This window comes from Pseudomonas sp. IPO3747, from assembly GCF_013385245.1.
Lineage (GTDB): Bacteria > Pseudomonadota > Gammaproteobacteria > Pseudomonadales > Pseudomonadaceae > Aquipseudomonas > Aquipseudomonas edaphica.
This window is the reverse complement of the sequence record NZ_JACAQL010000002.1, coordinates 912,934-937,237: the sequence shown is the minus strand read 5'-3', so window position 1 is coordinate 937,237 and position 24,304 is coordinate 912,934. Positions and strand designations below refer to the sequence as shown.

Annotated in this window: 23 protein-coding genes; 16 read left to right on the top strand and 7 right to left on the bottom strand. The window is 61.3% G+C overall.

What is annotated here, in order from left to right:
- Positions 1-32 precede the first annotated feature (32 nt).
- The 7 genes from HX790_RS05635 (at position 33) to dacB (ending at position 7,765) form a co-directional block, all read left to right on the top strand.
- Positions 33-851: a response regulator gene (locus HX790_RS05635; protein WP_176991366.1), complete on the top strand. Its 819-nt coding sequence runs from the start codon at positions 33-35 to the stop codon at positions 849-851.
- A gap of 199 nt (positions 852-1,050) precedes the next feature.
- The gene (locus tag HX790_RS05630) at positions 1,051-1,686 is read left to right on the top strand and encodes a response regulator transcription factor (RefSeq protein ID WP_017135183.1); all 636 of its coding nucleotides are present in this window, start codon (positions 1,051-1,053) and stop codon (positions 1,684-1,686) included.
- Between the two features lie 90 nt (positions 1,687-1,776).
- The gene (locus tag HX790_RS05625; RefSeq protein WP_010212931.1) at positions 1,777-2,247 is read left to right on the top strand and encodes a nuclear transport factor 2 family protein; all 471 of its coding nucleotides are present in this window, start codon (positions 1,777-1,779) and stop codon (positions 2,245-2,247) included.
- Between the two features lie 37 nt (positions 2,248-2,284).
- A complete protein-coding gene (locus HX790_RS05620) occupies positions 2,285-2,560 on the top strand; it encodes a GIY-YIG nuclease family protein (RefSeq protein ID WP_017135182.1) in 276 nt (91 codons plus the stop codon).
- A gap of 75 nt (positions 2,561-2,635) precedes the next feature.
- Positions 2,636-3,571 (top strand): glutathione S-transferase family protein, encoded by a 936-nt coding sequence (locus HX790_RS05615; RefSeq protein WP_099548454.1) that lies wholly within the window; start codon positions 2,636-2,638, stop codon positions 3,569-3,571.
- 109 nt (positions 3,572-3,680) lie between these two features.
- Positions 3,681-6,095, top strand: a complete 2,415-nt coding sequence (locus HX790_RS05610) for a TonB-dependent receptor (protein WP_176991334.1) — start codon at positions 3,681-3,683, stop codon at positions 6,093-6,095.
- A 212-nt stretch (positions 6,096-6,307) separates the two neighbouring features.
- On the top strand, positions 6,308-7,765 hold the full coding sequence (gene dacB, locus HX790_RS05605; RefSeq protein ID WP_026013537.1) for a D-alanyl-D-alanine carboxypeptidase/D-alanyl-D-alanine-endopeptidase: 1,458 nt from the start codon (positions 6,308-6,310) through the stop codon (positions 7,763-7,765).
- Between the two features lies 1 nt (position 7,766).
- Here dacB and HX790_RS05600 read toward each other — a convergent pair whose 3' ends face one another.
- Positions 7,767-8,546, bottom strand: coding sequence for an IclR family transcriptional regulator (locus HX790_RS05600; RefSeq protein WP_176991333.1), 780 nt, complete (start codon positions 8,544-8,546; stop codon positions 7,767-7,769).
- Positions 8,547-8,666: 120 nt separating this feature from the next.
- Between HX790_RS05600 and hmgA the strand changes: the two genes are divergently transcribed.
- From hmgA to HX790_RS05580, 4 genes are all read left to right on the top strand, one after another.
- On the top strand, positions 8,667-9,950 hold the full coding sequence (gene hmgA, locus HX790_RS05595) for a homogentisate 1,2-dioxygenase (RefSeq protein WP_176991332.1): 1,284 nt from the start codon (positions 8,667-8,669) through the stop codon (positions 9,948-9,950).
- Positions 9,951-9,953: 3 nt separating this feature from the next.
- Positions 9,954-11,240, top strand: a complete 1,287-nt coding sequence (gene fahA, locus HX790_RS05590; protein ID WP_017135177.1) for a fumarylacetoacetase — start codon at positions 9,954-9,956, stop codon at positions 11,238-11,240.
- 12 nt (positions 11,241-11,252) lie between these two features.
- Positions 11,253-11,888 carry a maleylacetoacetate isomerase gene (gene maiA / locus HX790_RS05585; protein ID WP_017135176.1) on the top strand — a complete coding sequence of 212 codons (636 nt, stop codon included), beginning with the start codon at positions 11,253-11,255 and terminating at the stop codon, positions 11,886-11,888.
- A 137-nt stretch (positions 11,889-12,025) separates the two neighbouring features.
- Complete coding sequence (locus tag HX790_RS05580) at positions 12,026-13,396, top strand: aromatic acid/H+ symport family MFS transporter (RefSeq protein WP_017135175.1); 1,371 nt, start codon at positions 12,026-12,028, stop codon at positions 13,394-13,396.
- Positions 13,397-13,592: 196 nt separating this feature from the next.
- Here HX790_RS05580 and HX790_RS05575 read toward each other — a convergent pair whose 3' ends face one another.
- On the bottom strand, positions 13,593-14,396 hold the full coding sequence (locus tag HX790_RS05575; protein WP_099548462.1) for a SirB1 family protein: 804 nt from the start codon (positions 14,394-14,396) through the stop codon (positions 13,593-13,595).
- A 187-nt stretch (positions 14,397-14,583) separates the two neighbouring features.
- Here HX790_RS05575 and HX790_RS05570 point away from each other — a divergent pair, with 187 nt between their 5' ends.
- Positions 14,584-15,603 carry a Glu/Leu/Phe/Val dehydrogenase dimerization domain-containing protein gene (locus tag HX790_RS05570; RefSeq protein ID WP_017135173.1) on the top strand — a complete coding sequence of 340 codons (1,020 nt, stop codon included), beginning with the start codon at positions 14,584-14,586 and terminating at the stop codon, positions 15,601-15,603.
- Positions 15,604-15,658: 55 nt separating this feature from the next.
- Here HX790_RS05570 and HX790_RS05565 read toward each other — a convergent pair whose 3' ends face one another.
- The gene (locus tag HX790_RS05565; RefSeq protein ID WP_003188807.1) at positions 15,659-15,919 is read right to left on the bottom strand and encodes a YebG family protein; all 261 of its coding nucleotides are present in this window, start codon (positions 15,917-15,919) and stop codon (positions 15,659-15,661) included.
- Positions 15,920-16,167: 248 nt separating this feature from the next.
- Here HX790_RS05565 and HX790_RS05560 point away from each other — a divergent pair, with 248 nt between their 5' ends.
- Positions 16,168-16,656 (top strand): phosphate-starvation-inducible protein PsiE, encoded by a 489-nt coding sequence (locus HX790_RS05560; protein ID WP_017135172.1) that lies wholly within the window; start codon positions 16,168-16,170, stop codon positions 16,654-16,656.
- Here HX790_RS05560 and HX790_RS05555 read toward each other — a convergent pair.
- The 3 genes from HX790_RS05555 to HX790_RS05545 form a co-directional block, all read right to left on the bottom strand.
- Positions 16,653-16,970: a DUF3509 domain-containing protein gene (locus HX790_RS05555; protein WP_058419385.1), complete on the bottom strand. Its 318-nt coding sequence runs from the start codon at positions 16,968-16,970 to the stop codon at positions 16,653-16,655. The two genes, HX790_RS05560 and HX790_RS05555, sit on opposite strands and share 4 nt — an antisense overlap.
- 286 nt (positions 16,971-17,256) lie before the next feature.
- Positions 17,257-18,561 carry a serine/threonine transporter gene (locus HX790_RS05550; protein ID WP_176991331.1) on the bottom strand — a complete coding sequence of 435 codons (1,305 nt, stop codon included), beginning with the start codon at positions 18,559-18,561 and terminating at the stop codon, positions 17,257-17,259.
- A 62-nt stretch (positions 18,562-18,623) separates the two neighbouring features.
- Complete coding sequence (locus HX790_RS05545; RefSeq protein WP_099548465.1) at positions 18,624-20,000, bottom strand: L-serine ammonia-lyase; 1,377 nt, start codon at positions 19,998-20,000, stop codon at positions 18,624-18,626.
- A 137-nt stretch (positions 20,001-20,137) separates the two neighbouring features.
- Between HX790_RS05545 and HX790_RS05540 the strand changes: the two genes are divergently transcribed.
- Positions 20,138-21,085, top strand: a complete 948-nt coding sequence (locus HX790_RS05540) for a LysR substrate-binding domain-containing protein (RefSeq protein ID WP_017135169.1) — start codon at positions 20,138-20,140, stop codon at positions 21,083-21,085.
- 212 nt (positions 21,086-21,297) lie between these two features.
- Positions 21,298-21,708: an HPF/RaiA family ribosome-associated protein gene (locus HX790_RS05535; RefSeq protein WP_017135168.1), complete on the top strand. Its 411-nt coding sequence runs from the start codon at positions 21,298-21,300 to the stop codon at positions 21,706-21,708.
- A gap of 58 nt (positions 21,709-21,766) precedes the next feature.
- Here HX790_RS05535 and HX790_RS05530 read toward each other — a convergent pair whose 3' ends face one another.
- Entirely contained in the window at positions 21,767-23,278 is a 1,512-nt protein-coding gene (locus tag HX790_RS05530) for an MFS transporter (RefSeq protein ID WP_176991330.1), read from the bottom strand.
- 105 nt (positions 23,279-23,383) lie between these two features.
- Between HX790_RS05530 and HX790_RS05525 the strand changes: the two genes are divergently transcribed.
- The gene (locus tag HX790_RS05525; protein WP_017135165.1) at positions 23,384-24,256 is read left to right on the top strand and encodes a LysR family transcriptional regulator; all 873 of its coding nucleotides are present in this window, start codon (positions 23,384-23,386) and stop codon (positions 24,254-24,256) included.
- Positions 24,257-24,304 lie beyond the last annotated feature (48 nt).

Sequence of the window (24,304 nt, the reverse complement as noted above, 5' to 3'; positions counted from 1 at the left end):
CTGCTGGATCAATAGTTGCGATAGAGGTACTGATGGGTTCGCTGGTAGGTTCAACAGCAGGAGCGAGCCACAACCTGAAGCCGCCAACCCTTCCCCCGTTTCATTGGCGGCAGTTGAGTGTGCTGGTTGTGGATGATCATTCTGCCTACCGCCTGTTGTTGGGTGGTTTGTTGCAGAAACTGGGGCTGGGGCACGAGACGGTCGCCGACGGCTACCTCGGGCTGGTGGCCTTTACCACCCGACCCTTCGACCTGGTAATCAGCGATTGCCAGATGCCCTTCATGGACGGTTACAGCATGGCCCGCGCCATTCGCCAGCATGAGTGCGATACCGGGATGAGGCGAGTGCCGATCATTGCCTTGACCGCTAACCTGCAAAATGACAGTCCCAAGCGTTGCCGCGATGCCGGTATGGATGCCTGGTTGCTCAAACCCTTGACCCTTGAACAATTGCATGCGGTGTTGGTGCGCTGGTTGCCTGGCGTGGATGATCGGTATGTCGAACAGGCGGCCATTGTACCGCTCGCCGGCTGGCCAACGCGTGCCACGTTGGTCGCGACGTTTGGCAGCGAGCCTGTCGTCGATCAATTGTTGGAAACCCTGCTGTTCGAGGCGTGGGAGGACCATCGTTTGTTACGCCATGCCTGTGCGACGTTGAACGCATCATTGACAGCTGAACGCCTCCATCGCTTGGTGGGCAGCCTGGTGTTTTTGGGCGGCACCGGCCTTGAACCCATGGCGGTGAGGCTGATTGAGCAGGTCCGGTCCCAGGGCGTTGCTGCGCACAAGGTGCAATTGGAGTTGTTCCTGGCTCGGTTGTACGTCTATCTCGAGTACCTGTCCGATGTCTGAGGAGTGGTGTTTTCACTGAGCGTTTGCAATCCGACGATCTAGTTTTGGCTGTAGGTTTTTTCCTGTTGTTATGTAGGCAAAAAAATGTGAACGAGTGAACATTGGGGTTGGCTGTAAGCGGCTGTTTGTTAGCGGTTGTTGATGAGCGCCGGCGGGGGTATTTTGCGCGGATTCAAGTTGCCATCATTCGTGGGAATTTATGCTTCGAGTAATTATTGCTGACGATCACCCCATTGTTCGTATCGGGCAGAAAGTCGTGATTGAGGCGCATGGCCGCTGCAAAGTGGTCGCGGAGGCCGATGGACCCGATCAATTGCTCGACGTGTTAAGTACGACGCCGTGCGACTTGCTCATCACCGACTTCGCCATGCCCGGCGGTCAGCAGGCCGATGGCTACGGGCTGTTGAGCCTGCTGCACCGCCAGTATCCGAAGTTGCCGGTGATTCTGGTGACCATGTTCGCCAGCGTCGCCACCCTGCGCGCTTCCTTCGCCCATGGTGCCAAGGCAGTGGTGGCTAAAAGTGCTTCGGCCAAGGAGCTGCCCCTGGCGATCAAGGCCGTGTGTGCCGGCCAGACGTTCGCCAGTGAATCCCTGCGGGTGCAAATGGTCGAGGCGGGCACGGGCGATCAGTCCCAGGAGCCGCAATTATCCGGCAAGGAGCGCGAGGTGGTGCGCATGCTGGCCAGCGGCATGACCGTCAGCGAGATCGCGGCACAGGTCAATCGCAGCATTTCCACGATCAGCAAGCAGAAAAGCACGGCCATGCAACGGCTGAGTATTTCCACCGATGTTGACCTGTTCGCCTATGCTCGCAGTGTTGGGATGGTGCCGTAGGCTCATCATTTGCGTGGCGAATGTCAGTAGCCAGCGCAGCGTGGGCAGCTTATCGTGCGGCTATTCTTTCGACGCCTGCGGAGCCTGCCCATGAGTGATGCCCATAACGCCCTGATCACCGAGTTCTACAGTGCTTTCCAGCGCCTGGACGCCGAAGCCATGGCCGCCTGCTACACCGACGACGTGGTGTTCAGCGACCCGGCCTTTGGTGAGTTGCGCGGGCGCGACGCCGGGGACATGTGGCGCATGCTCACCACGCGGGCCAAGGATTTCTCCCTGACCTTCGACCATGTGCGCAGTGATGACAGCACGGGCAGTGCGCATTGGGTGGCGACCTACCTGTTCAGCGCCACGGGCAATACGGTGGTCAACGATATCGGTGCGCGGTTTGTGTTTCGCGATGGCAAAATCTGCGAGCACCACGACCACTTCGACCTGTGGCGTTGGTCGCGCCAGGCGTTGGGCTTGAAGGGCTTGTTGCTGGGCTGGTCGCCGGCATTGAAGAACGCCGTGCGTGCCCAGGCGCTTAAAGGCTTGAAGGCATTTCAGGCCGGTCGTTGATAAGATTGGCGTTCTTTTGGTTTGCAGCAATCGTCCCGTGACTGAACTTCCTGAACCCAAACCCTGGTTCGTCTACCTGGTGCGTGCCGCCAATGGTTCGCTGTATTGCGGCATCAGCAATGACCCGGTGCGCCGCTTTGCCTCCCACCAGAGCGGCAAGGGCGCACGGTTTTTTCTGTCCAGCCCGGCCGTGGCGCTGGTGTACACCGAGCAGTGTGCTTCCAAGGGCGAGGCGCTGCGTCAGGAGCGGCTGATCAAGAAATTGAAGAAGAGCGCCAAGGAATGCCTGGCGGCGAGTGGCTCATTGATTTGACTGATGGGTTCCCATCGTCCCCACGCACGGTTTTGCAGGCTAAGCTGGCGGCTCACCTATCGAGCGGAGCCTGGCATGTCTGAGTTAATCCTGCACCATTACCCGACCTCACCCTTTGCAGAAAAAGCCAGGCTGCTGCTCGGTTTCAAGGGGTTGTCCTGGCACTCTGTACACATATCACCCGTCATGCCCAAACCCGACTTGACAGCCTTGACCGGCGGCTACCGGAAAACCCCGGTACTGCAAGTCGGCGCCGATATCTATTGCGACACTGCCCTGATCGCGCGTCGCCTTGAGCAGGAAACGTCCTCGCCGGCGCTGTTCCCGTTGGGCCAGGAAATGATCACGCAGACGTTCGCCACCTGGGCCGACAGCGTTGTGTTCGCCCATGCCGTCAGCCTGGTATTCCAGCCGGAGTCAGTGGCGGTGCGCTTTGGCAAATTGCCGCCGGAAGCGATCAAAGCGTTTATCGCTGACCGCGCCGCGTTGTTCAGTGGCGGCACGGCCAGCAAGCTCCCTGCCGAGCTGGCCAAGCACCAATGGCCGGCGATCATGGCGCGTCTGGAGTTCCAGCTGCAGCACGCGCCGGGAGACTTTCTGTTCGGTGAACCGTCGATTGCCGACTTTGCCTTGGCCCACCCGATGTGGTTCCTCAAAGCCACTCCCGTGACGGCTCCATTGGTGGATGCTTATCCGGCCGTCTTGGCTTGGCTGGCGCGCGTGCTGGGTTTTGGTCACGGCAGTGCGAGTCAAATGACGGCGGAGCAAGCATTGGCGATTGCCCGTAATGCCACGCCTGCGGCATTGCCGGATGACGAGTTCGAGGACTTGAATGGTTTCAAGGCGGATCAGTCGGTAACGATTGCGGCCATTGATTACGGGGTTGATCCCGTTGCCGGTGAGCTGCTGTTCGCTGGCCGTGAAGAGCTGATCCTGCGCCGTACCGACGAGCGTGCTGGCACTGTGCACGTGCACTTCCCACGCATGGGTTTCCGCATTCAGGCGCAATAAATAAAAATATTTGCAAACAAAGGTGAGGTAAATCGCCCGCCCATCCGTGTAGTGTTTGAAACTGCGAGCTATTCGCATTAACAGCGTTTTCTACACGGGTTCTCACAGCATGAAGTCGACGGCGGGCGGTTGGGTAAAACAGTGGCTGGGAGCCTCGGTATTGGCGGCATCAGGCCTGGCGTTGCTGCCTCTGGCGATTGCGCAGGCGCAGGAGCAACAAAGCGCGCAGTTCAATTTTGCCCTGGCAGCCAAGCCGCTGCCCCAGGCGCTGAGCGATTTCAGCCGGGTCACCGGCATCAGCGTGATCTACACCGACGAAGCGCCCTATGGCCTTAGCGCCCCGGCTGTCAGCGGGCAGATGAGCGCCACCCAGGCCCTGCAACGGCTGCTCGGCAACTCAGGCTTTACCTTCCGCCAGATCGACGCCCGCACTCTGGCGCTTGAGCCTGTGCCCACCGATGGCGCAGTCAACCTGGGCGCCACCACCATCAGCGGCGCGAGCCAAGCCCAGGACACCACCAGCTATCAGCCACCGCCCACCAGCTCGGTGATGCGCTCCCACGGCCTGCTGCTGGAAACCCCTCAAACCGTCAACGTCGTGCCGGCCCAAGTGCTGCGTGACCAACAGCCGCGCAACCTGGATGACGCCCTGGGCAATATCAGTGGCATCACCCAGGCCAACACCCTCGGCAGCACCCAGGACGCGGTGATGCTGCGCGGTTTTGGTGACAACCGTAACGGCTCGATCATGAAGGACGGCATGCCCGTGGTGCAGGGCCGGGCGCTGAACGCCACCGCCGAGCGCGTCGAAGTGCTCAAAGGCCCGTCGTCTTTGCTGTATGGCATCCAGGACCCGGGCGGCGTGGTCAATATCGTCAGCAAGAAGCCCGAGCTGGTGCAGTCCACCTCGTTGACCGCGCGCGGCTCGACCTTCGGTGACGGCAAGAACGGCAGCGGCGGCAACCTCGACACCACCGGCCCGATTGGTGACAGCGGCCTGGCCTATCGCCTGATCGTCGACCACGAAGACGAAGATTACTGGCGCAACTTCGGCACCCACCGCGAAACGTTGGTGGCGCCGTCGCTGGCCTGGTACGGCGACACCACCAAAGTGGTGTTCGCCTATGAGCACCGCGAATTCCTCTCGCCGTTCGACCGTGGCACCGCCATCGACCCCAAGACCAACCACCCGTTGAACATCCCCGCGACCCGTCGGCTGGATGAGCCGTTCAACAATATGCAAGGCCGCTCCGACCTGTATCGCCTGGAAGTCGACCACGACTTGAACGACGACTGGAAAGCGCACTTCGGCTACAGCTGGAACCGCGAGACCTACGACGCCAGCCAGGTGCGCGTAGTCAAGGTCAACACCAACGGCACCCTGACCCGCAGCATGGACGGCACCCAGGGTGCGCTGACCACCGACCGCTTCGCCACCACCAGCCTGGAAGGCAAGGTCAATGTCGGCGGCATGCAGCACGACCTGGTGTTCGGGCTCGACGACGAGTACCGCAAGATCTACCGCGCCGACCTGATTCGCCAGGCGCCGCGTGGTGTCTTCAACTATAACGATCCGGTGTACGGCAACGAAGTCGCGGGCACCAAAGTCAGCGCGCCGGACAGTAACCAGACCGACCTGCTGCGCAGCGATTCGCTATTCTTCCAGGACGCCATCCACCTCAATGACCAGTGGATTCTGGTCGGCGGTGCGCGCTACCAGATGTACGACCAATACGCCGGCAAAGGCGTGCCGTTCACCGCCAACACCGATGGCAACGGCCAGAAGTGGGTGCCGCGTGCCGGCCTGGTGTATCGCTACACCGATCAATTGTCGTTCTATGGCAGCTACACCGAGTCGTTCAAACCCAACTCCACCATCGCGCCGTTGGCGAACAAAAGCGTATTGGATGGCAGCCTGGAACCGGAGCAGTCCAAAGCCTGGGAGCTGGGCACCAAACTCGACATACCGGGGCGTATAACCGCCAGTGCGGCGCTGTTCAATATCGAAAAACGCAACGTGCTGGTGCAGGTCGGCGACGGTTTGGCAGCGGTCTACAGCGTGGCGGGCAAAGTGCGTTCCCGTGGCCTTGAGCTGGATGCCAGCGGCCAGTTGACCGACAACTGGAGCCTGATCGGCAGCTATGCCTACACCGATGCCGAGGTGACTGAAGACCCGACGCTTAAGGGCAATCGCTTGCAAAACGTTGCGAAAAACACCGCTTCGTTGTCGGCCGTGTACGACTTCGGCAGCATTCTCGGCGGCGATCAATTGCGTGTGGGCGCCGGTGCCCGTTACGTGGGCGAACGGGCCGGGGACGCGGCCAACAGCTTCGAACTGCCGAGCTACACCGTGGCCGATGCGTTTGCCAGCTACGACACCAAAATCGATGGGCAGAAAGTCAAGTTCCAGCTCAACGTGAAGAACCTGTTTGATCGCACCTACTACACCTCGTCGGTGAACACGCAGTTCGTGTCCATCGGCGATGCGCGGCAGGTGTCGGTTTCCAGCACGCTGCAGTTTTAAGGCAAGCGACCTCTTGTGGCGAGGGAGCTTGCTCCCGCTGGGTTGCGAAGCAGCCCCGCTCTTTGCTTTAAGAGCATGGGACTGCTACGCAGTCCAACGGGAGCAAGCTCCCTCGCCACAACAGCCCCGATCCCACAACAGCCACACTCGCCACAACGGCAATGAGCTGGTAGCGTTGCCGCCACTGAAAGCTTTGCGGGAAAACGGTACTGATGCAGTTGGGTCGATGGATACACACCAGCGCGATGCTGGTGGGCTTGAGTTTGTTACTGGGCGGTTGCGCCACGCCTTCGAAGACGGCCACCGGGCACAGCCTCGACCAGTTGCTGGCCGACCCGGCGCTGCACGGCGCCTCGGTCTCGCTGATGGTGCGGGACGCCAACAGTGGCGCCACGCTGTATCAGCACAACCCGCGCACGCGGCTGGTGCCGGCTTCCAACCTCAAACTGCTGACCACGGCCGCGGCCATGGATGTGCTTGGGCCGCAGTACCGTTTCGCCACGCAACTGCTGAGCAACGGCATTCGCCAGGGCGACCGCTTGACCGGCAACCTGTACCTGCGCGGCCTGGGTGACCCGACCATTCAGTTCGCCGATTACCAGGCGTTGGCGGCGCAGTTGGCCAGCCAGGGCGTGCGTCAGGTGCAGGGCGACCTGGTGTTTGACGACACCTGGTTTGACGCCGAGCGGCTGGGCGTCGACTGGTCCCATGACGATGAAACCACCTACTACGGCGCACAGATTTCGGCGCTGACCGTGTCGCCCAATACCGATTTCGATGCTGGCAGCGTGCTGGTCACCGCCAAGGCGCCAGCGCGGGCCGGGCAGCCTGTGAGTGTCGACATCTTCCCGCCAACCAACTACCTGCAACTGAGCAACCGCGCGGTCAGCGGGCCGGGCAACACCTACGGGATCAACCGTCGCCATGGCACCAACCTGCTGCAGCTCAGTGGGGCCGTGGCGCCGGGGCGACAGAGCGAGCAGTTGGTGAGTGTCTGGGAGCCAACGCAACTGGTGGCCAACCTGTTCGAGCAAGCGCTGGCGCAGCAAGGCATCACAGTGCTTGGCCGTCGAGTGATGGGCGGTGCCAGCCCGGTTGCGGTGACGGTACTGGCCGAGCACAAGTCGGCGCCGTTGCAGGAATTGATTACGCCGCTGCTCAAACTTTCGAACAACAACATGTCCGAAGCCTTGCTCAAGGCGATGGGCCGCCAGACAGCCAACAGTGGCACGGCGGCGGCGGGTGCGGTGGCGGTGGCCGGGTTTCTCAAGCGCCAGGGGCTGGATACGGCGACATTGAGCCAGGTCGATGGTTCGGGGCTGTCGCGGCGTAACCTGGTGTCGTCGCAAAACCTCACCGACCTGCTGCTGGCCGCGAGTAAACAGCCGTGGTTCAACGCCTGGTACAACGCGCTGCCGATCGCCGGCAACACCGACCGCATGACCGGCGGCAGCCTGCGGTATCGCCTGCGCGGTACACCGGCCGAGAACAACCTGCATGCCAAGACCGGCTCCATGGGCGGCGTGTCGTCCTTGAGCGGTTACATCACCGATAGCAAGGGGCGCAAGCTGGTGTTCTCGATGCTGAGCAACAACTACGTGGTGGGTGGCGCGCAGGTCAAAGCCGTGGAAAACCGCGTGGCGCTGGCTTTGTCAGGCTGGGACGAGTGATTCAGGGCTGATAGCCCATGCGCCAACTCACGGCCCGAGTCGCCGCCAGCAAGTGCTGCGCCGCCGGGCCGTCTTCATCGGCATGGAACAGTGAGGTGGGGCCGACCACGGTCATCACCGCCGCGACGTGCCCAACCGCATTGAACACCGGCGCCGATAATGCATCCACGCCGGGCATCAGCAAACCATGCACAAAGTGCAGGCCACGGCTGCGGATCTGTTCGCAGGCGCTGGCGTAAGCCTCGTCGTCCGCCAGGGCATGGGCAGTCCCGGCCTGAATCTCGCGTTCGCGCAATTCCACGGTTTCCCGCGACGGTAAATAGGCGCTGAACACCAGCCCGGTGGACGAGCTGAGCAGCGGCAGCACCGAACCCAGCTGCGTCACCACGGTGACGGCGCGCACCGCCGGTTCGATCTGCACCACGGTCGCGCCCTGGTTGCCCCACACCGCCAGAAAGCAGGTTTCATTCAACTCATCGCGCAGTTCTGCCAGGGGCATCGCGCCGACTTTCAACACGTCCATGCTGCCCAGTGCCGCCAAGCCCACGCGCAACGCCTCGCGGCCCAGGCCGTAATGGTTGGTGGCGGTGTTCTGCTCGGCAAACCCCGAAGCGATCAGCGCCTGCAAATAGCGGTGGACCTTGCTCGCCGGCATCTGCACATGGTCGGCCAGACGCGACAGCGAGGTGGCGGGGGACAGCTCGGCCAGCGCCTTGAGGATATCGGTGCCCACTTCGGCCGAGCGGACTTTCTGTTTACCGGTGTCGCGGGGCTTTTCCATGGAAGGGCGAGAATCCGAGAGATGAATGGGCGTCTTTATAGCTTGACGGTCGATAGTGATCAAATTACGTTATGCGTAACTGGATTACGATAAAAACAACTTCCGCATAGAGGATGATCCATGAACCTCGAATACCTGTCGGGCTTCGGCAATGAATTCGCCAGCGAAGCCCTGCCCGGCGCGCTGCCCGTCGGCCAGAACTCCCCGCAAAAAGCCCCCTACGGCCTGTACACCGAACTGTTCTCCGGCACCGCCTTTACCATGGCGCGCAGCGAAGCCCGCCGCACTTGGCTGTACCGCATTCAGCCATCAGCCAACCACCCGGCGTTTATCAAGCTGGAACGGCAATTGGCCGGTGGGCCGTTGGGCGCGGTGACGCCGAATCGCTTGCGCTGGAACCCGCTGGATAGTCCAAGTGAGCCGACCGACTTTGTCGACGGCCTTGTAGGCATGGTCGCTAACTCCGGGTCGGAAAAACCCTCAGGCATCAGCATCTACAACTACCGCGCCAACCGTTCCATGGAGCGGGTGTTCTTCAACGCCGATGGCGAACTGTTGATCGTCCCCGAGCAGGGCCGTCTGCGTATCGCCACCGAATTGGGGGTGCTGAACGTCGAGCCACTGGAAATCGTGGTGCTGCCTCGTGGTTTGAAATTTCGCATCGAACTGCTGGATGCGCAGGCTCGTGGCTATGTCGCGGAAAATCATGGTGCGCCACTGCGCCTGCCAGACCTTGGGCCGATCGGCAGTAACGGCCTGGCTAACCCGCGTGACTTCCTCACGCCGGTTGCCCACTACGAAGACCTCAAAAAACCGACCACGCTGGTGCAGAAATTCCTCGGCGAACTCTGGGCCTGCGAGCTGGACCATTCGCCGTTGAACGTAGTCGCCTGGCACGGCAATAACGTGCCGTACAAGTACGACCTGCGCCGCTTCAACACCCTCGGCACGGTGAGTTTCGATCACCCGGACCCGTCGATTTTCACCGTATTAACCTCGCCCACCAGTGTGCACGGCTTGGCCAACCTCGACTTCGTGATCTTCCCGCCGCGCTGGATGGTGGCCGAGAACACCTTCCGTCCGCCGTGGTTCCATCGCAACCTGATGAACGAATACATGGGCCTGATCCAGGGCGCCTACGACGCCAAGGCCGAGGGTTTCCTGCCGGGTGGCGCGTCGCTGCACAGCTGCATGAGCGCCCATGGCCCGGACGGCGAGACCTGCACCAAAGCCATCAACGTGGACCTGGCGCCGCACAAGATCGATAACACCATGGCCTTCATGTTTGAGACCAGCCAGGTGCTGCGCCCGACACAGTTCGCCCTTGAGTGCCCACAACTGCAACCTTCCTACGATGCGTGCTGGGCCTCGCTGCCCGCCACCTTCAACCCGAACCGGAGATAACCGATGACTCAGCCAACCTTTACCCGCAGCTGGGTAGCCTCCGCCAACGGCCACCGCGATTTCCCCTTGCAGAACCTGCCGCTGGGCGTGTTCAGCATCAATGGCTCGGCGCCGCGCAGTGGCGTGGCGATTGGCGATTCGATTCTCGACCTGCACGCTGCGCTGGATGAGTTCGAAGGTGAAGCACGGCGTGCCGTTGAAGCCACTGCCGGTGGTCAACTGAACGCGTTTTTTGAACTCGGCCGTGGCCCGCGCGTAGCCTTGCGCGAGCGCCTGCTGGAGTTACTCGCCGAAGGCAGCAAGCTGCACACCCGTGAGGCGCAGGTGCTGCACCGCGCGGCTGATTGCCAGATGCATCTGCCGGCAAAAATCAGTGATTACACCGACTTTTATGTGGGCATCGAACACGCGCAAAACGTCGGCAAACTGTTCCGTCCCGACAACCCGTTGCTGCCCAACTACAAGTACGTGCCGATTGGCTATCACGGCCGCGCCTCGACCATTCGCCCCTCGGGCACGGACGTACGTCGGCCTAAAGGCCAGACGCTGCCGGCCGGCCACACCGAGCCAACCTTCGGCCCCTGCGCGCGCCTGGATTATGAGTTGGAGCTGGGCATCTGGATCGGCCAGGGCAATGCCATGGGCGACTCGATTGCCATTGGCGACGCCGCCGAGCATATCGCCGGTTTCTGCCTGCTCAACGACTGGTCGGCGCGGGATATCCAGGCCTGGGAATACCAGCCGCTCGGCCCGTTCCTGTCGAAAAGCTTCATCACCAGCATCTCGCCGTGGGTGGTCACCGCCGAAGCGCTGGAGCCGTTTCGCAAGGCCCAGCCGGCGCGCCCCGAAGGTGACCCGCAGCCGCTGCCTTACCTGCTGGACACGCATGACCAGGCCGCTGGCGGTTTCGACATCGAACTGGAAGTGCTGCTGACCACCGCCGCGATGCGCGAGCAAAACTTGCCGGAACACCGCCTGACCCTGAGCAACACCCAGCACATGTACTGGACCGTAGCGCAAATGGTTGCTCACCACAGCGTCAATGGCTGCCAGTTGCAGGCCGGTGACCTGTTTGGTTCGGGCACTTTGTCCGGGCCGCAGCCGGGGCAGTTCGGCAGCCTGCTGGAAATTACCGAAGGCGGTAAAAAGCCGATCGAACTGGCCTCCGGCGAGGTGCGCAAGTTCCTTGAAGATGGCGACGAAATCATCCTGCGCGCCCGTTGCAGCCGTGAGGGGTTTGCCTCCATCGGTTTCGGCGAATGCCGTGGCACTGTGATCGCAGCACGCTAAGAGGGCAGGGCGATGGAACTCTATACCTACTACCGCTCTACGGCGTCGTACCGGGTGCGTATCGCCCTGGCACTCAAGGGGCTGGACTTTACCGCCGTGCCGGTGAACCTGCTGGTCCCGCCGGGCGGTGCGAATCGCCAGCCGGCGTACCTGGCGATCAACCCGCAGGGCCGCGTGCCGGCGCTGCGTACCGATGAGGGTGAACTGTTGATTCAATCACCGGCAATCATTGAGTACCTGGAAGAGTGTTATCCACAGGCGCCGCTGCTTTCCAAGGACTTGGCGACCCGCGCCCATGAGCGTGCGGTGGCGTCGATCATTGGCTGCGATATCCATCCGCTGCACAACTCCAGCACGCAAAACCTGCTGCGTAAATGGGGGCATGACGAGGCGCAAGTGCTCGAGTGGATCGGGCATTGGATCAGCCAGGGCCTGGGCGCGGTGGAGCAGTTGATTGGGGATGAAGGCTTTTGTTTTGGTGACCAGCCGGGGATGGCGGATGCGTTTCTGATCCCGCAGTTGTACGCGGCTGAGCGTTTCAAGGTGCCGTTGGGCGCGTACCCACGCATTGGACGCGTGGCGGCGCTGGCGGCGCAGCATCCGGCATTTGTGCAAGCGCATCCGGCCAACCAACCCGACACCCCCTAAATCAATGTGGGAGCTGGCTTGCCTGCGATAGCGGCCTATCAGTTGATCATTCGCTGGCTGACACACCGTCATCGCAGGCAAGCCAGCTCCCACAGTTTGATCCGCGTCATCCTTATAAAAATAACAGGTACCTTGCGATGCACAATCAGATTGCCAGCTTTCGCGCGGCACTCGACGCCCGTCCGGTGTCGCGCTACCAGTGGTTGATTCTCCTGTTGCTGGCGTTGCTGCTGGTAACCGACGGCTATGACGCCCAGGTGCTGGGTTACGTAGTGCCGGCATTGGCCAAGGATTGGGGGCTGGAAAAAGCCGCGTTCGGCCCGGTATTCAGCGCCAACCTGTTGGGCCTGACCCTGGGTTCGTTATTGGTAACGCCGCTGGCCGACCGCTTTGGTGTGCGCCGTATCCTGCTCGCCTGCGTGCTGATCTACGCGAGCCTCACCGTGCTGATGGTGTTCGCCAACTCCCTGACCACACTGATGGCCGCGCGGTTTATCTGCGGCATTGGCATGGGCGGCGCGATGCCCAGCGCCATGGCGTTGATGTCGGAATATTCCCCGCCGCGCATGCGTACCTTGATGGTGACCCTGGCCGCCTGCGGCTTCTCGTTCGGTGGCGCGGCGGGTGGGTTTGTAGCCGCAGGTTTTATCGAAGGCTACGGCTGGCAGGCGGTGTTTCTGGCAGGCGGGGTGACGCCGTTGCTGCTGTTCCCCTTCCTGGTGTGGTTGCTGCCGGAATCCTTGCCGCGTTTGCTGCGGGATGCGCCGCCGTATGCGCGACTGCAAAAGGTTACGGCGCGCATGCTGCCCGACTGGCAGCCGCCGCTGGCGAGCGAGGCAGAGAATCTTCAGGAGCAGGGCAGCAAACTCACGGTGGTGGAGCTGTTTCGCAACGGCTACGCGCGTCCGACCATACTGATTTGGGCCACTTTTTTTGTCAGCCTGATCCTGCTGTATTTCATGATCAGCTGGCTGCCGACGCTGTTGCTGGAAAGCGGCCTGACGTTGAAGCAAGCGAACCTTGTGACCTCGATGTTCCTGTTTGCCGGCACTTTGGGCGCCATCGGCATGGCCTGGTTTGCCGACCGCCTGAAAAGCAAAGTGCGGCTGCTATCCGGCGTGCTGGCGGCGGCTGCGGTGTGCACGATTTTGCTCGGGCTGAACCACGACAACCCGCGTTATCTGGTGGCCTGTGTGTTCGCGGCCGGCTTCTGCATTATTGGTGGGCAACTGACCCTCAACGCCTTCGCCAGCAACTTCTATCCGGCGCATGTGCGTGCTACCGGCACCGGCTGGGCGTTGGGCGTGGGGCGCTTTGGTTCAATCCTGGGGCCGTTGTTTGGCAGCATGTTGCTGGCGATGCATATTCCGGTGGAGCAGATTTTCTTCTTCTGCGCGATTCCGGCGGTGATTGCGGCGCTGCTGATCATTCAAGTGCGCTCGCCTGGCTCCAACGCGCCGCAGGGTCCATTGCACAGCGATATTCTCAAGGCGCCGGCCAATCATTGATTCAACGCAGATCAAATGTGGGAGCTGGCTTGTTGTGGCGAGCGGGCTTGCCCCGCGTTGGGCTGCGAAGCGGCCCCAAAACCTGCCACTGCGGTGTGTCTGGAGAAATGCGGTGACTGTCTTGGGGCTGCTGCGCAGCCCAACGCGGGGCAAGCCCGCTCGCCACAATAAATCCTGATCGCCAAAAATAAGTAGTTCAATGCACCACGGTGTTGGGTGGCAAATGCCCCAGCCGCTCGGTCAGGCGCAGGCGCTGGATCGGGTCTTCGCTGAGCAGCAGTGCGTGCTCGAGGTCAAAGCGCTCGGCGCTCGGGCAGTCCAGGCGCTGGTAAAGGCTGGCCCGCGCCAGGTAATCCGCAGCGCTGGCGTTGCCCAACTCCAGCACGCGCTCGGCATCAATCAGGGCCGACAGCGGGTGGTCATTGGCCAGGTGCAGTTGGCGCAGGTTACGTGACAGCCGTTGCAGTATCGCGCGCGGTTCGGCGGTGAGCAGGTGCTCGGCCTGCAACTTGAGGTTTGGCCCGTACTGGCGGTGCAACAGCTCGCGGCAGTCGTTGGGGTACAGGCGTCGGCCGCCGCAGGGGTCCAAGAGGTGGTCGGCACCGGGCACTCGCAGCAGGAAATGGCCTGGGAAATTAACCCCCACCATGGGGATATCCAGGCGCCGCGCCAGCTCCAGCGCGATCAGGCCCATGGCCAAGGGCTGGCCGCGTTTGCGCTGCAGCACCTTGTCGAGCAGCGCGGCGGCGGGGCGCAGCGGTGTGGAGTCATCCTGGGCAAACCCCAGGTCATTCATGCGCCGCAGCAACGGCTGACCGAGTTCATCCGCCGGTAGCATGGGCATGCCTACGCTGACCTGTTGTTGCAGCAGGGACAGGTCTTGCAGGATCAGCAAGGGTTGCACGCTCGGATCGTGTTCAGCCGCCATCCACAACGCAGCTTCAAACAGCGCAGGCGGTGAGCGGTCCAGGCAGGCGAAAAAGGCTGTGCGGGGATTCATTGCATTCTCCGGCGGATGCCCACGTTTTAGCCTTGCTGTGAATTTTCGTCCAGTAACTTAAGAAATGTCCTGCGTGCTTATGTCGTGATGCCTACGAAACCTGGCGGCTTATTCCAGCGTGATTCAGCAGTTTTCTACCGCAAGCCTATACTGGGGCCTCTACCAGAAGTGATTCGGGAGCCTGACGATGTTTGCGCTTATGCACAGCACCCGCCTTGAATCGCTGCACCTGAGCATCGACCCGGTCACCGGGTTGAAGGCCGTCATCGCCATCCACAACAGCCGCCTCGGCCCTGCCTTGGGCGGTTGCCGTTATCTTGCTTACCCCGACGATGAAAGTGCCGTAGCCGATGCCGCGCGCCTGGCCCAAGGCATGAGCTACAAAGCCGCCCTGGCCGGCTTGCCGGTGGGCGGTGGCACGGCTGTGATTATCCGCCCCGTGCACGTGGAAAGCCGCGCCGCGCTGTTTGAAGCGTTTGGCCGTTGCATTGAAAAACTCGACGGCCGTTTTGTGACCTCGATCGACAGCGGCACCAGCGTTGCCGACATGGACTGCATCGCCCAACACACCCGTTTTGTCACCAGCACCACGGCCGCCGGCGACCCGGCACCGCATGCCGCCATGGGCGTGTTCACCGGCATCCGCACCACTGCCATGGCGCGCCTGGGCAGCGATAACCTCGAAGGTTTGCGCGTCGCGATCCAGGGCCTGGGCAATGTCGGTTATGCCCTGGCCGAACAACTGCACGCGGCGGGCGCCGAACTGTTGGTCAGCGACATCGATCACGGCAAGGTGCAATTGGCCATGGAGCAGTTGGGCGCACACCCTATCGCCAACGATGCGTTGCTCAGCACACCCTGTGACATCCTGGCGCCGTGCGGTGTGGGCGCGGTGTTCAACCGCCACACGGTCGGCCAATTGCGCTGCGCTGCCGTGGCGGGCTCCGCCAGCGCGCAACTGAGCAACCTGGACATCGCCGACCAGTTAGAGGGACGCGGCATCCTCTACGCCCCGGACTACGTGATCAACTCCGGCGGCCTGATCTACGTCGCCCTCAAACACGCCGGCACCGAGCTGCCAGGTATCACCGCGCACCTGTCAAATATCGGCACACGCCTCACCGAGATCTTTGCCCACGCCCAGGCCGAAAAACGCTCCCCTGCACGGGTGGCCGATGAACTGGCCGAGCGCCTGCTCTACAAATAATCCAGGCATTAAAAAGGCCCTGAATCAATGATTCAGGGCCTGTTCAATTCGGGCTTTACTCTGCCGCCGGGTTCAGCAACTCGGACAATGCATCCGGCTGGCTCTTGAACGCCTTGGCAAACACATCGCGATTCTTCGCCATGTAGATCCCGGCTTCTTCCACCTGCTGCTCGCTCAGGGACGGCACGGCTTTTTGCAACACTTCTGCCAGCAACTCAGCGAGTTCAAGCATCTTGTCATGACGATCAGCTTCGGCTTTATCCATGAACAAACGCTCCAGATCTCGGCTGCTGCGGTATACCACTTCGACGGCCATTCACCACCTCACATGCCTTCACGATAGTTGTCTTATGCGACCACTGTATTCATATACAGTAAAAAGGGTAAGCCAAACCACGAGGTTTGGGTAGCAGTTTTTTAATGTAGCCGGTAAATAGGGGTTTGCAGTGCCTCATGTCACCCCGCCATCATCTTATACCTGCCGCTGGCCTTTTTTCTGCATGCAGAACAACCGTCACGTCTAACCCGCAATATCCGGTCGAATCGACCTAAGGAAGCTTCATCGTGAAAATTAACTGGGCCGAAAAGCTGCGTCAGCAAGTCCATGGGCTGGCCGAGTCGCTGGGCAATCTGTTTGTCGAGACGTTCCACTACCTGGCGTTGTTCGCCATTGGTGCGGTGACGGCCTGGGCGGCGGTGATGGAGTTTCTGGGGATGCTGGAGACGGGGCACATCAAGATCGATGATATCTTGCTGCTGTTCATCTACCTGGAATTGGGCGCAATGGTCGGGATTTATTTCAAGACCAACCACATGCCCGTGCGCTTCCTGATCTACGTGGCAATCACCGCGCTGACGCGCCTGCTGATCTCCAACGTGTCGCACCACAACCCGCCGGACATCGGCATCATCTACCTGTGTGGCGGCATTCTGTTGCTGGCGTTCTCGATTCTGGTGGTGCGCTATGCCTCGTCGGCGTTCCCGTCGGTGAAGGTCGAAGGCCCGCGTCGCAAGGGCGAGGCGAGCCTGGAAACCGAGAAAGGCGAGCTTTAAAGCCCGACGCTGAAGGGCAGGGTGCGGGCGGGCGGCGGCTGCAATAATTTGTGGCTGTCGCCATCCGTCATCACCGCCAGAATCTCCATGGCGCTGTGACCCTGCTCGATGGCGATGCCGAACTGAATGCTTTGCACCAGGCGCTTGAGCCGCTCTGGGTCGTTGCGTTGTTCGGCGCTGATCATGCGTTTGGCCACCACGCCCGTCTCGTCCGAGAGGGTGAGCATGATGCTGCCGTCGAGCCGTTGGATGCTCAGGTTGACGCGGTAGGTGGGCGTGAAGGTGTCAGTGATGATCTGAAAAGGATTGTCCATGGTGCGTTACCGCCTGATAAGAACATGCAGTCATTGACGACCGGTGCCTGGTTTAGTTCGCGTTGCCTGACCACCGGCCACTCCGTCGCTGAGGTTTCACAAGGTCCGTTTGCCTCGGTAGCTGTAGAGCAAGGGGCGTGCCGTATAGCGACTTGCCTGACTGCGCCTGACCCCTGTGGGAGCGGGCTTGCCCGCGATTGCGGTGTATCAGCTAAATAATTTCTGACTGACAGACCGTTATCGCGGGCAAGCCCGCTCCCACAGGGGATGTGGGTTGTGTTCGATTTCAGGGCAAAACCGAAAAAACGATCGCAGACAGCGCAATCAACCCGATCAGCACCACAAACACATTCGACACCTGACCCGAATACTGGCGCAGAGATGGCACGCGGCGGATCGCGTACATTGGCATCAGGAACAACAGGCACGCGATGATCGGCCCGCCCAGGGTTTCGATCATGCCCAGGATACTCGGGTTGAAGGTCGCCACGGCCCAGCAGGTCAGGACCATGAACAGTGCGGTGCAGCGTTCCAGCCCTTTGGATGACATCGAGCGGTTGCGCCCACGCAGGGATTTGACGATCAAACCCTGGAAACCTTCGCTGGCGCCGATGTAGTGGCCGAGAAAGGACTTGGTGATGGCCACCAGCGCGATCAACGGCGCGGCGTAAGCAATCACTGGCGTCTGGAAGTGGTTCGCGAGGTACGACAGGATCGAAATGTTCTGCGCCTTGGCGGCCGCCAGGTCAGCCGGCGACAGGGCCAGTACGCAGCTGAAGCAGAAGAACATCACCGTCAGCACCATCATGCCGTGGGCGGTGGCGAGGATGCCGCTGCTTTTGCGTTCGGCTTGTGGGCCGTAGACGCGCTTCTGGTCAACGGCAAAGGCGGAAATGATCGGCGAATGGTTGAAGGAGAACACCATCACCGGGATCGCCAGCCACAGGGTCTTGAAGAACAGCGGCAACGGCATGCCTTCGCTGGCGGAAGCGAAGAACGCGCCGTTCCAGTTGGGGATCAGGCTCACGGCCAGCAACAGCAGGGCGGCGACGAAGGGGTAAACCAGCACGCTCATGGCTTTGACGATCACGCCCTGGCCGCAGCGCACAATGGCCATCAGGCCGAGGATCAACACCAGCGACAGAATCGCCCGAGGCGGCGGGGCCATGTGCAGTTGGTGTTCCATGAAGCTGCTGAGGGTGTTGGTCAGCGCCACGCTGTACACCAGCAGGATCGGGAAAATCGCGAAAAAGTACAGCAGCGTGATCAACTTGCCCGCGCCCACGCCGAAGTGTTCTTCGACCACTTCGGTGATATCACCGGATTTGCCCGACAGCACAAAGCGCGTCAGCCCACGGTGAGCGAAGAAGGTCATGGGGAAGGCCAGCAACGCCAGCACGATCAGCGGCCAGAAACCGCCAACGCCGGCGTTGATCGGCAGGAACAAGGTGCCCGCGCCAATGGCCGTGCCGTAGAGGCCGAGCATCCAGGTGGTGTCGTGTTTGGTCCAGCCGGTGGTTACGGTGTTATCTAAAACGTTATCTACAGCAACAGCAGGGTTTTCAGCGGGAGGTGTACGTACATCAGTCATCGATATTGCCTCGTTATTATTTTTGCGCGGGCTCACGTAGGGGGCGGGTAGAAGTGCTCCGATCAGCACTCCACCCAGCTGACCGCCAGGCCGCCCCGTGAAGTTTCTTTGTATTTGTCATGCATATCGGCGCCGGTATCGCGCATGGTGCGGATTACCCGGTCCAGGGAAATAAAGTGTTTGCCGTCACCGCGCAGGGCCATTTGCGTGGCGTTGATCGCCTTGACCGCCGCGATGGCGTTGCGCTCGATGCACGGCACTTGCACCAGGCCGCCGACCGGGTCGCAAGTCAGGCCGAGGTTGTGTTCCAGGCCGATTTCGGCAGCGTTTTCCAATTGCTCCGGTGTGGCGCCGAGGATGTCGGCCAAGCCGGCAGCGGCCATGGCGCAGGCCGAGCCGACTTCGCCCTGGCAGCCGACTTCGGCACCGGAGATCGAAGCGTTCTTCTTGCAGAGAATGCCCACGGCAGCGGCTGCCAGGAAGAAATTGACCACATCGTCATCCGACGCATCGGCGTTGAACTTCATGTAGTAATGCAGCACGGCCGGGATGATCCCTGCTGCGCCATTGGTCGGCGCGGTGACCATGCGCCCACCGGCGGCGTTTTCTTCGTTGACGGCGAGGGCGAACAGGTTGACCCATTCCATGGCCGACAAGGTGGAAGTGATCACGTTGGGTTTGCCGATTTCCAACAGGCTGCGGTGCAATTTCGCCGCCCGGCGTGGCACGTCCAGGCCGCCTGGCAAGATGCCTTCATCGCGCAGGCCTTGCTCCACGCACTCGCGCATCACCGACCAGATATGCAGCAGGCCACTGCGGATTTCGTCATCGCTGCGCCACGCGCGTTCATTGGCCATCATCAGCTCGGAAACCCGCAGGCCGTGCTTGTTGCACAAGGCCAGCAGTTCGACGGCGCTGGAAAAGTCGTAGGGCAATTCAACATCGCTGGTAGGCGCGATGCCCGAGGCTGCTTCAGCCGCTTCGATGATGAAACCGCCGCCTACCGAATAATAGGTTTGTTCGCTCAGCAGGCCGTTTTCGCCATAGGCGTGCAGGGACATGGCGTTGGGATGGTAGGGCAGGCTCTCGTCGAGCAGCAGGAGATCGGTGTGCCAGTTGAAGGCAATGTCCTGCGAGCCTGCGAGCAGCAATCGGCCGGATTCGCGCAATTGCTGAATACGCGCATTGATCGAGGTGGGGTCGACCTTGTCTGGCCATTCGCCCATCAGCCCCATCACGGTGGCGCGGTCGGTGGCATGGCCCACGCCAGTGGCGGACAGCGAACCGTACAGGCGCACTTCGATACGTCGCGTTTCACTGAGCAAATGCTGGTCTGTCAGGGCTTGGGCGAAGGTCGCCGCTGCGCGCATCGGGCCGACGGTATGGGAGCTGGACGGGCCGATGCCCACTTTGAATAGATCGAAAACACTGATAGCCATGCTAAAGCCTTACAAGCAATGGAGTAAAAATCGCTGCCATGTTTTGTAGAGCAGGCGGAATTGGCGCGATACTGAGCCTCTGGATCGGCACTGACCAACGAATTATCCTAAGACACCCTTTAGCAGGACTAAACGCTATGACTCGCCCTCTCCATGGCCAGACCTATGTCTGGCTGCACGTGTTTTCTTGCGCCGCGCGGCATTTGTCGTTCACCCGCTGCGCCGAAGAACTGCACATCACGCCGGGGGCGGTGAGCCAGCAAATTCGCCAGTTGGAAGAGCGCCTGGGCTTTCGGCTGTTTCATCGGCGCGCCCGTGGCGTGGAGTTGAGTGCCGAAGGGCAGAGGCTGGCGGCGACGGTGGGCGAGGCTTACGGCAGCATCGATGCGGAGTTGCAGCGGCTGGACGCGGGGATGATCAGCGGTACGTTGCGATTGCGTTCAATCCCGTCGTTTCTCGGCAAATGGCTGACCCCACGTTTGCCGCGTCTGCAGCAGCGCTTCCCGGATATCCAACTGCGCATGGTCGCCGAAGACAGCAGCATCGCCCTGCACGAGGGCGACTTCGACCTGGCCATCGATTTGAACGACGGCAGCTACCCCGGCCTGTTATCCACAGCCCTGCTCGATGAACAGATCTTTCCGGTGTGCGCGCCGAGCCTGCTGCGCGGGAGGCCGCCGCTGCATGGCCCGGCGGACCTGGTGCATTTCCCGCTGTTGCACGACATCACCGCGTGGCGTGGGAGTTATGAATACGCCGAGTGGGAGTTTTACCTGAATGCTATCGGCTACCACGACGCCGACGTGCGGCGCGGCCACACCTTCAACCGCAACCACCTGACCATCGAGGCGGCTATCGCGGGTATGGGCGTGGCGATTGCGCGGCGTACCTTGCTCAACGATGAGCTGGAGCGCGGCACCTTGATCGTGCCCTTTGGCCTGGCTGTGCCCAACCACAAACGTTATGTGCTGCTGTATGCACCGGGCGCGTTGAGCCACCCGGGCGTGCGTGCGGTGCATGACTGGCTGGTAGAGGAAGCAGGGATTTTTCGCGGATTGCACCCGTTGGGAGAGGGGCAATTGTAAGGTTCGCTGAGCGTAAGAAGATGTAACCAACTCCCCACCCTAACAGCGTTTTTGCTCGTCGTCAGGGTTAATTTGTAATGTGGGATTTATCTTTGCAAAGGGGTTGAAATGTTCTTCTGACTGCTCAATTGTGTAATCAAGAGGTCATGGTTTCACCACCCCGGTGTCGCAGTTGTGACCTCTCGCGAGCTAGCTGAAATAAGGGAAGAACTATGCAAATCCAAGTCAATAGCGATAACCATATTGAAAGCAGCATCCGACTGGAGGAGTGGGTACGTACTACCATTGAGAGCACGCTCGAACGTTATGAGGAAGACCTGACCCGCGTTGAGGTCTATCTGAAAGATGAAAACGGCGATAAGCCCGGCCCCCACGATCTGAGTTGCCGTCTGGAAGCACGGCCAAAGGGCCATCAACCACTGTCGGTCCTGCATAAGGCCGATACGCTGGAACAGGCGATCGATGGCGCCGCCACTAAGCTTGAGCATGCGCTGGAACATTTGTACGGCAAACTGCGCGGCAAACCACGCGCCGCAGGGCAGAGCCTGCCTGATACCAAGGCTGACGAGGCCGAGCTGGAAGAGGAATTTCTGGAAAACGAACAGGCTGCGCTTAACAGCTGATAGCTGAGTGTTTTTTCAACCCCAATAAACGGGCCTGCATCTGCAGGCCCGTTTTCGTTTAGCGGCGCTGCTGGAAGAAGTACCGGCTCAAGCCTGCCAATCCGCAAGCACCGAGGCCGGCAAAGAGCATGGCCCAGCCGGCGCCATGGCGCAGCGCGGCCTGGGCTTGCGCAGGTTCCAGTCCTGCTATATCCAGCTTGCCTGCTGCAATGTTCTGGCTGATGGTGGGCCAATCCAACGCCGTGGTGGCAGGCAGCAGGCTGGAAAGGTGATGGCCGATGCCCAGCAGCAGCACCAGCCCCATCAAGGCGATGTTCAGCGCCAGCGTGATCAGCCGCGCGCTGAGGTCGATACCCGAGGCCATGCCTGCGCGGTCGGCCGAGACGGCGCCGGTGGTGGTGTTGGTGGTCGGTGAGTTGGTCAGCGCCAGTCCCACGCCTGCTAACACACAGCTCAACAGCACTAAGACGATACTCGGTTGCTGCGCCGCATTGATCGCCGCCATGGCGATAAAACCTGCGCCCATCAAACCCAGGCCCAGCGGGATAATACGTTCGGCGCCGAAGCGCAGGGCCAGGCGTTCAGCCAGCGGCGGCACCAGCAAGGTCGGCAGGGTGTAGGCCAGCAAGGCCGCGCCGGTGGTCAGCGTGTCGTAGCCCAGGCCCGCCTGGAAGTAGAGCGGCAGGTAGATCATGAAGGGCCAGAAACTGAAATTCATGCCGATCGACCCCATCAGCGCGCCGTTGAAGCGCTGGATGCGGAACACCGAAAAATCGAACATCGGGTGCGCGCTGCGTCGCTCAACCACGATGAACAGCAGCAGCCCGACCAGCGACAAACCGGCCCAGCCAAGCATCGCCGGGCTGCCGAAGCCGTTTTCGCTGCCCTGAGTAATGAAATACACCAGGGCGAACACCGACAGCGTCAAGGTCAGCATGCCGGCGATATCCAGCCGATGGCCGGCCGGGTCACGGGATTCCTGCACACTGATGCGCAGCAGCAGCAAGGTCAACAGCGTGAGCGGCACATGCACCAGGAACACCCAGCGCCAGTCCGCGACTGCCAGAATCAACGCGCCGACCATCGGCCCGAAGCCCAGGCCCACGCCCGCGATCACGCCCCATACCGCGAAGGCCCGCGCGCGTGCCGCCGGTTCGCGGAACTGGTGCGACAGAATGGCGAACTGGCAGATCATCATCGCCCCGGCGCCTATGCCTTGCACGAAGCGTGCAGCGATCAGTGTGGAAGCCTCATTGGCCAGCCCGCAGGCCAGCGAAGCCAATCCAAACAGCCACAGGCACAACACCAGCATGCGCCGCCGTCCAAAGCGGTCGGCCAGGGTGCCGGCGGCCATCAAGACGCTGGTGCAGGCCAGGGTGTAGGCGTTCATGATCCATTGCGCATCCTGAAAACCGGTGCCCAACTGCTGTTCCAGGGTTGGCAGGATGACCGGCACGCTGGAGATCTCCAGGCCGAACATCAATGCCACAAGGCACACGGCGGTGAGTGCCAGGCCATCTCTGGCGGTGCGCGGGGCACTGACGGCGGATACGGCGGCGGCGGGCGGCATGGGATATTCCTTTTGCTTGGGGGAGAGCGCTATTCTCGCGGGAGCAGAATTCTTTATTCGTGATAAGTTTTCCTTTGATAAGGGAATTAAGGGCGACAATTAAGCATGGCCACTCCGCGTTTTGATGGTGTTGAGCTCTTTCTGCAAGTCGTCGAGAGCGGCAACCTGACCGAGGCTGCCGAACGACTGAACCTTACGCGTTCGGCCGTGGGTAAAGGCCTGGCGCGCCTCGAAGCGCGCTTGGGCACTCGCCTGTTGCAGCGCTCCACCCGCCGCCAGCGTCTGACTGAGGATGGGCAGGCGTACTACGAACATTGTTTGCGTGCGCTGGCAGAGCTGGAAGCTGCCGAATCGGTGTTGGAGAGCGGCCGGCAACAGCCACGCGGGCGTTTAAGGGCGAGCTTGCCTTTGGCTTTCGGTCATCATTACGCGGCGCCAGCGTTGTGGGGGTTGATGGATCGTTACCCGGCGTTGGAGATCGAGATTTCGTTTTCTGACCGGCTGATCGATCTCGCACAGGAAGGCTTCGACGTGGCCGTGCGCATTGGTCCGCTGCCGGACACTGACCGCCTGAGTGCGCGTCGCCTGGGCGAACAGTCTGTTGGGCTGGCAGCTTCACCGGCCTATTTGCAGCGGGTCGGGCCAATCAACGCTATCGACGACCTCGCCGCCCACCGAGGCATTGCCTACCGTTGCAATACCTCGCAGCGCCCCGGTGTGCCTTCGCTGTTGATGCTCGACGACCTCCAGGCCGTGGCCGATGCCGCGATTGCGGGCGTGGGCCTGGCCTGGTTGCCGAGCTGGTTGATTGCGCATTACGTGCTGCGCGGGCAACTGGAAGCGGTACTGCCAAGCCACCGCGACCAGCCTGCGCCAATCCACGTGATCTGGCCGACGGCCGCACACATGCCAGCCAAGACGCGCTGCGCCATCGACGCCTTGGTGGCCGGCACCCCGAGTTGCCTGGCAGGCAGTTAGAGTCGGCCAATGCAGATCTAAACGACAATGCCGATCCCCTGTGGGAGC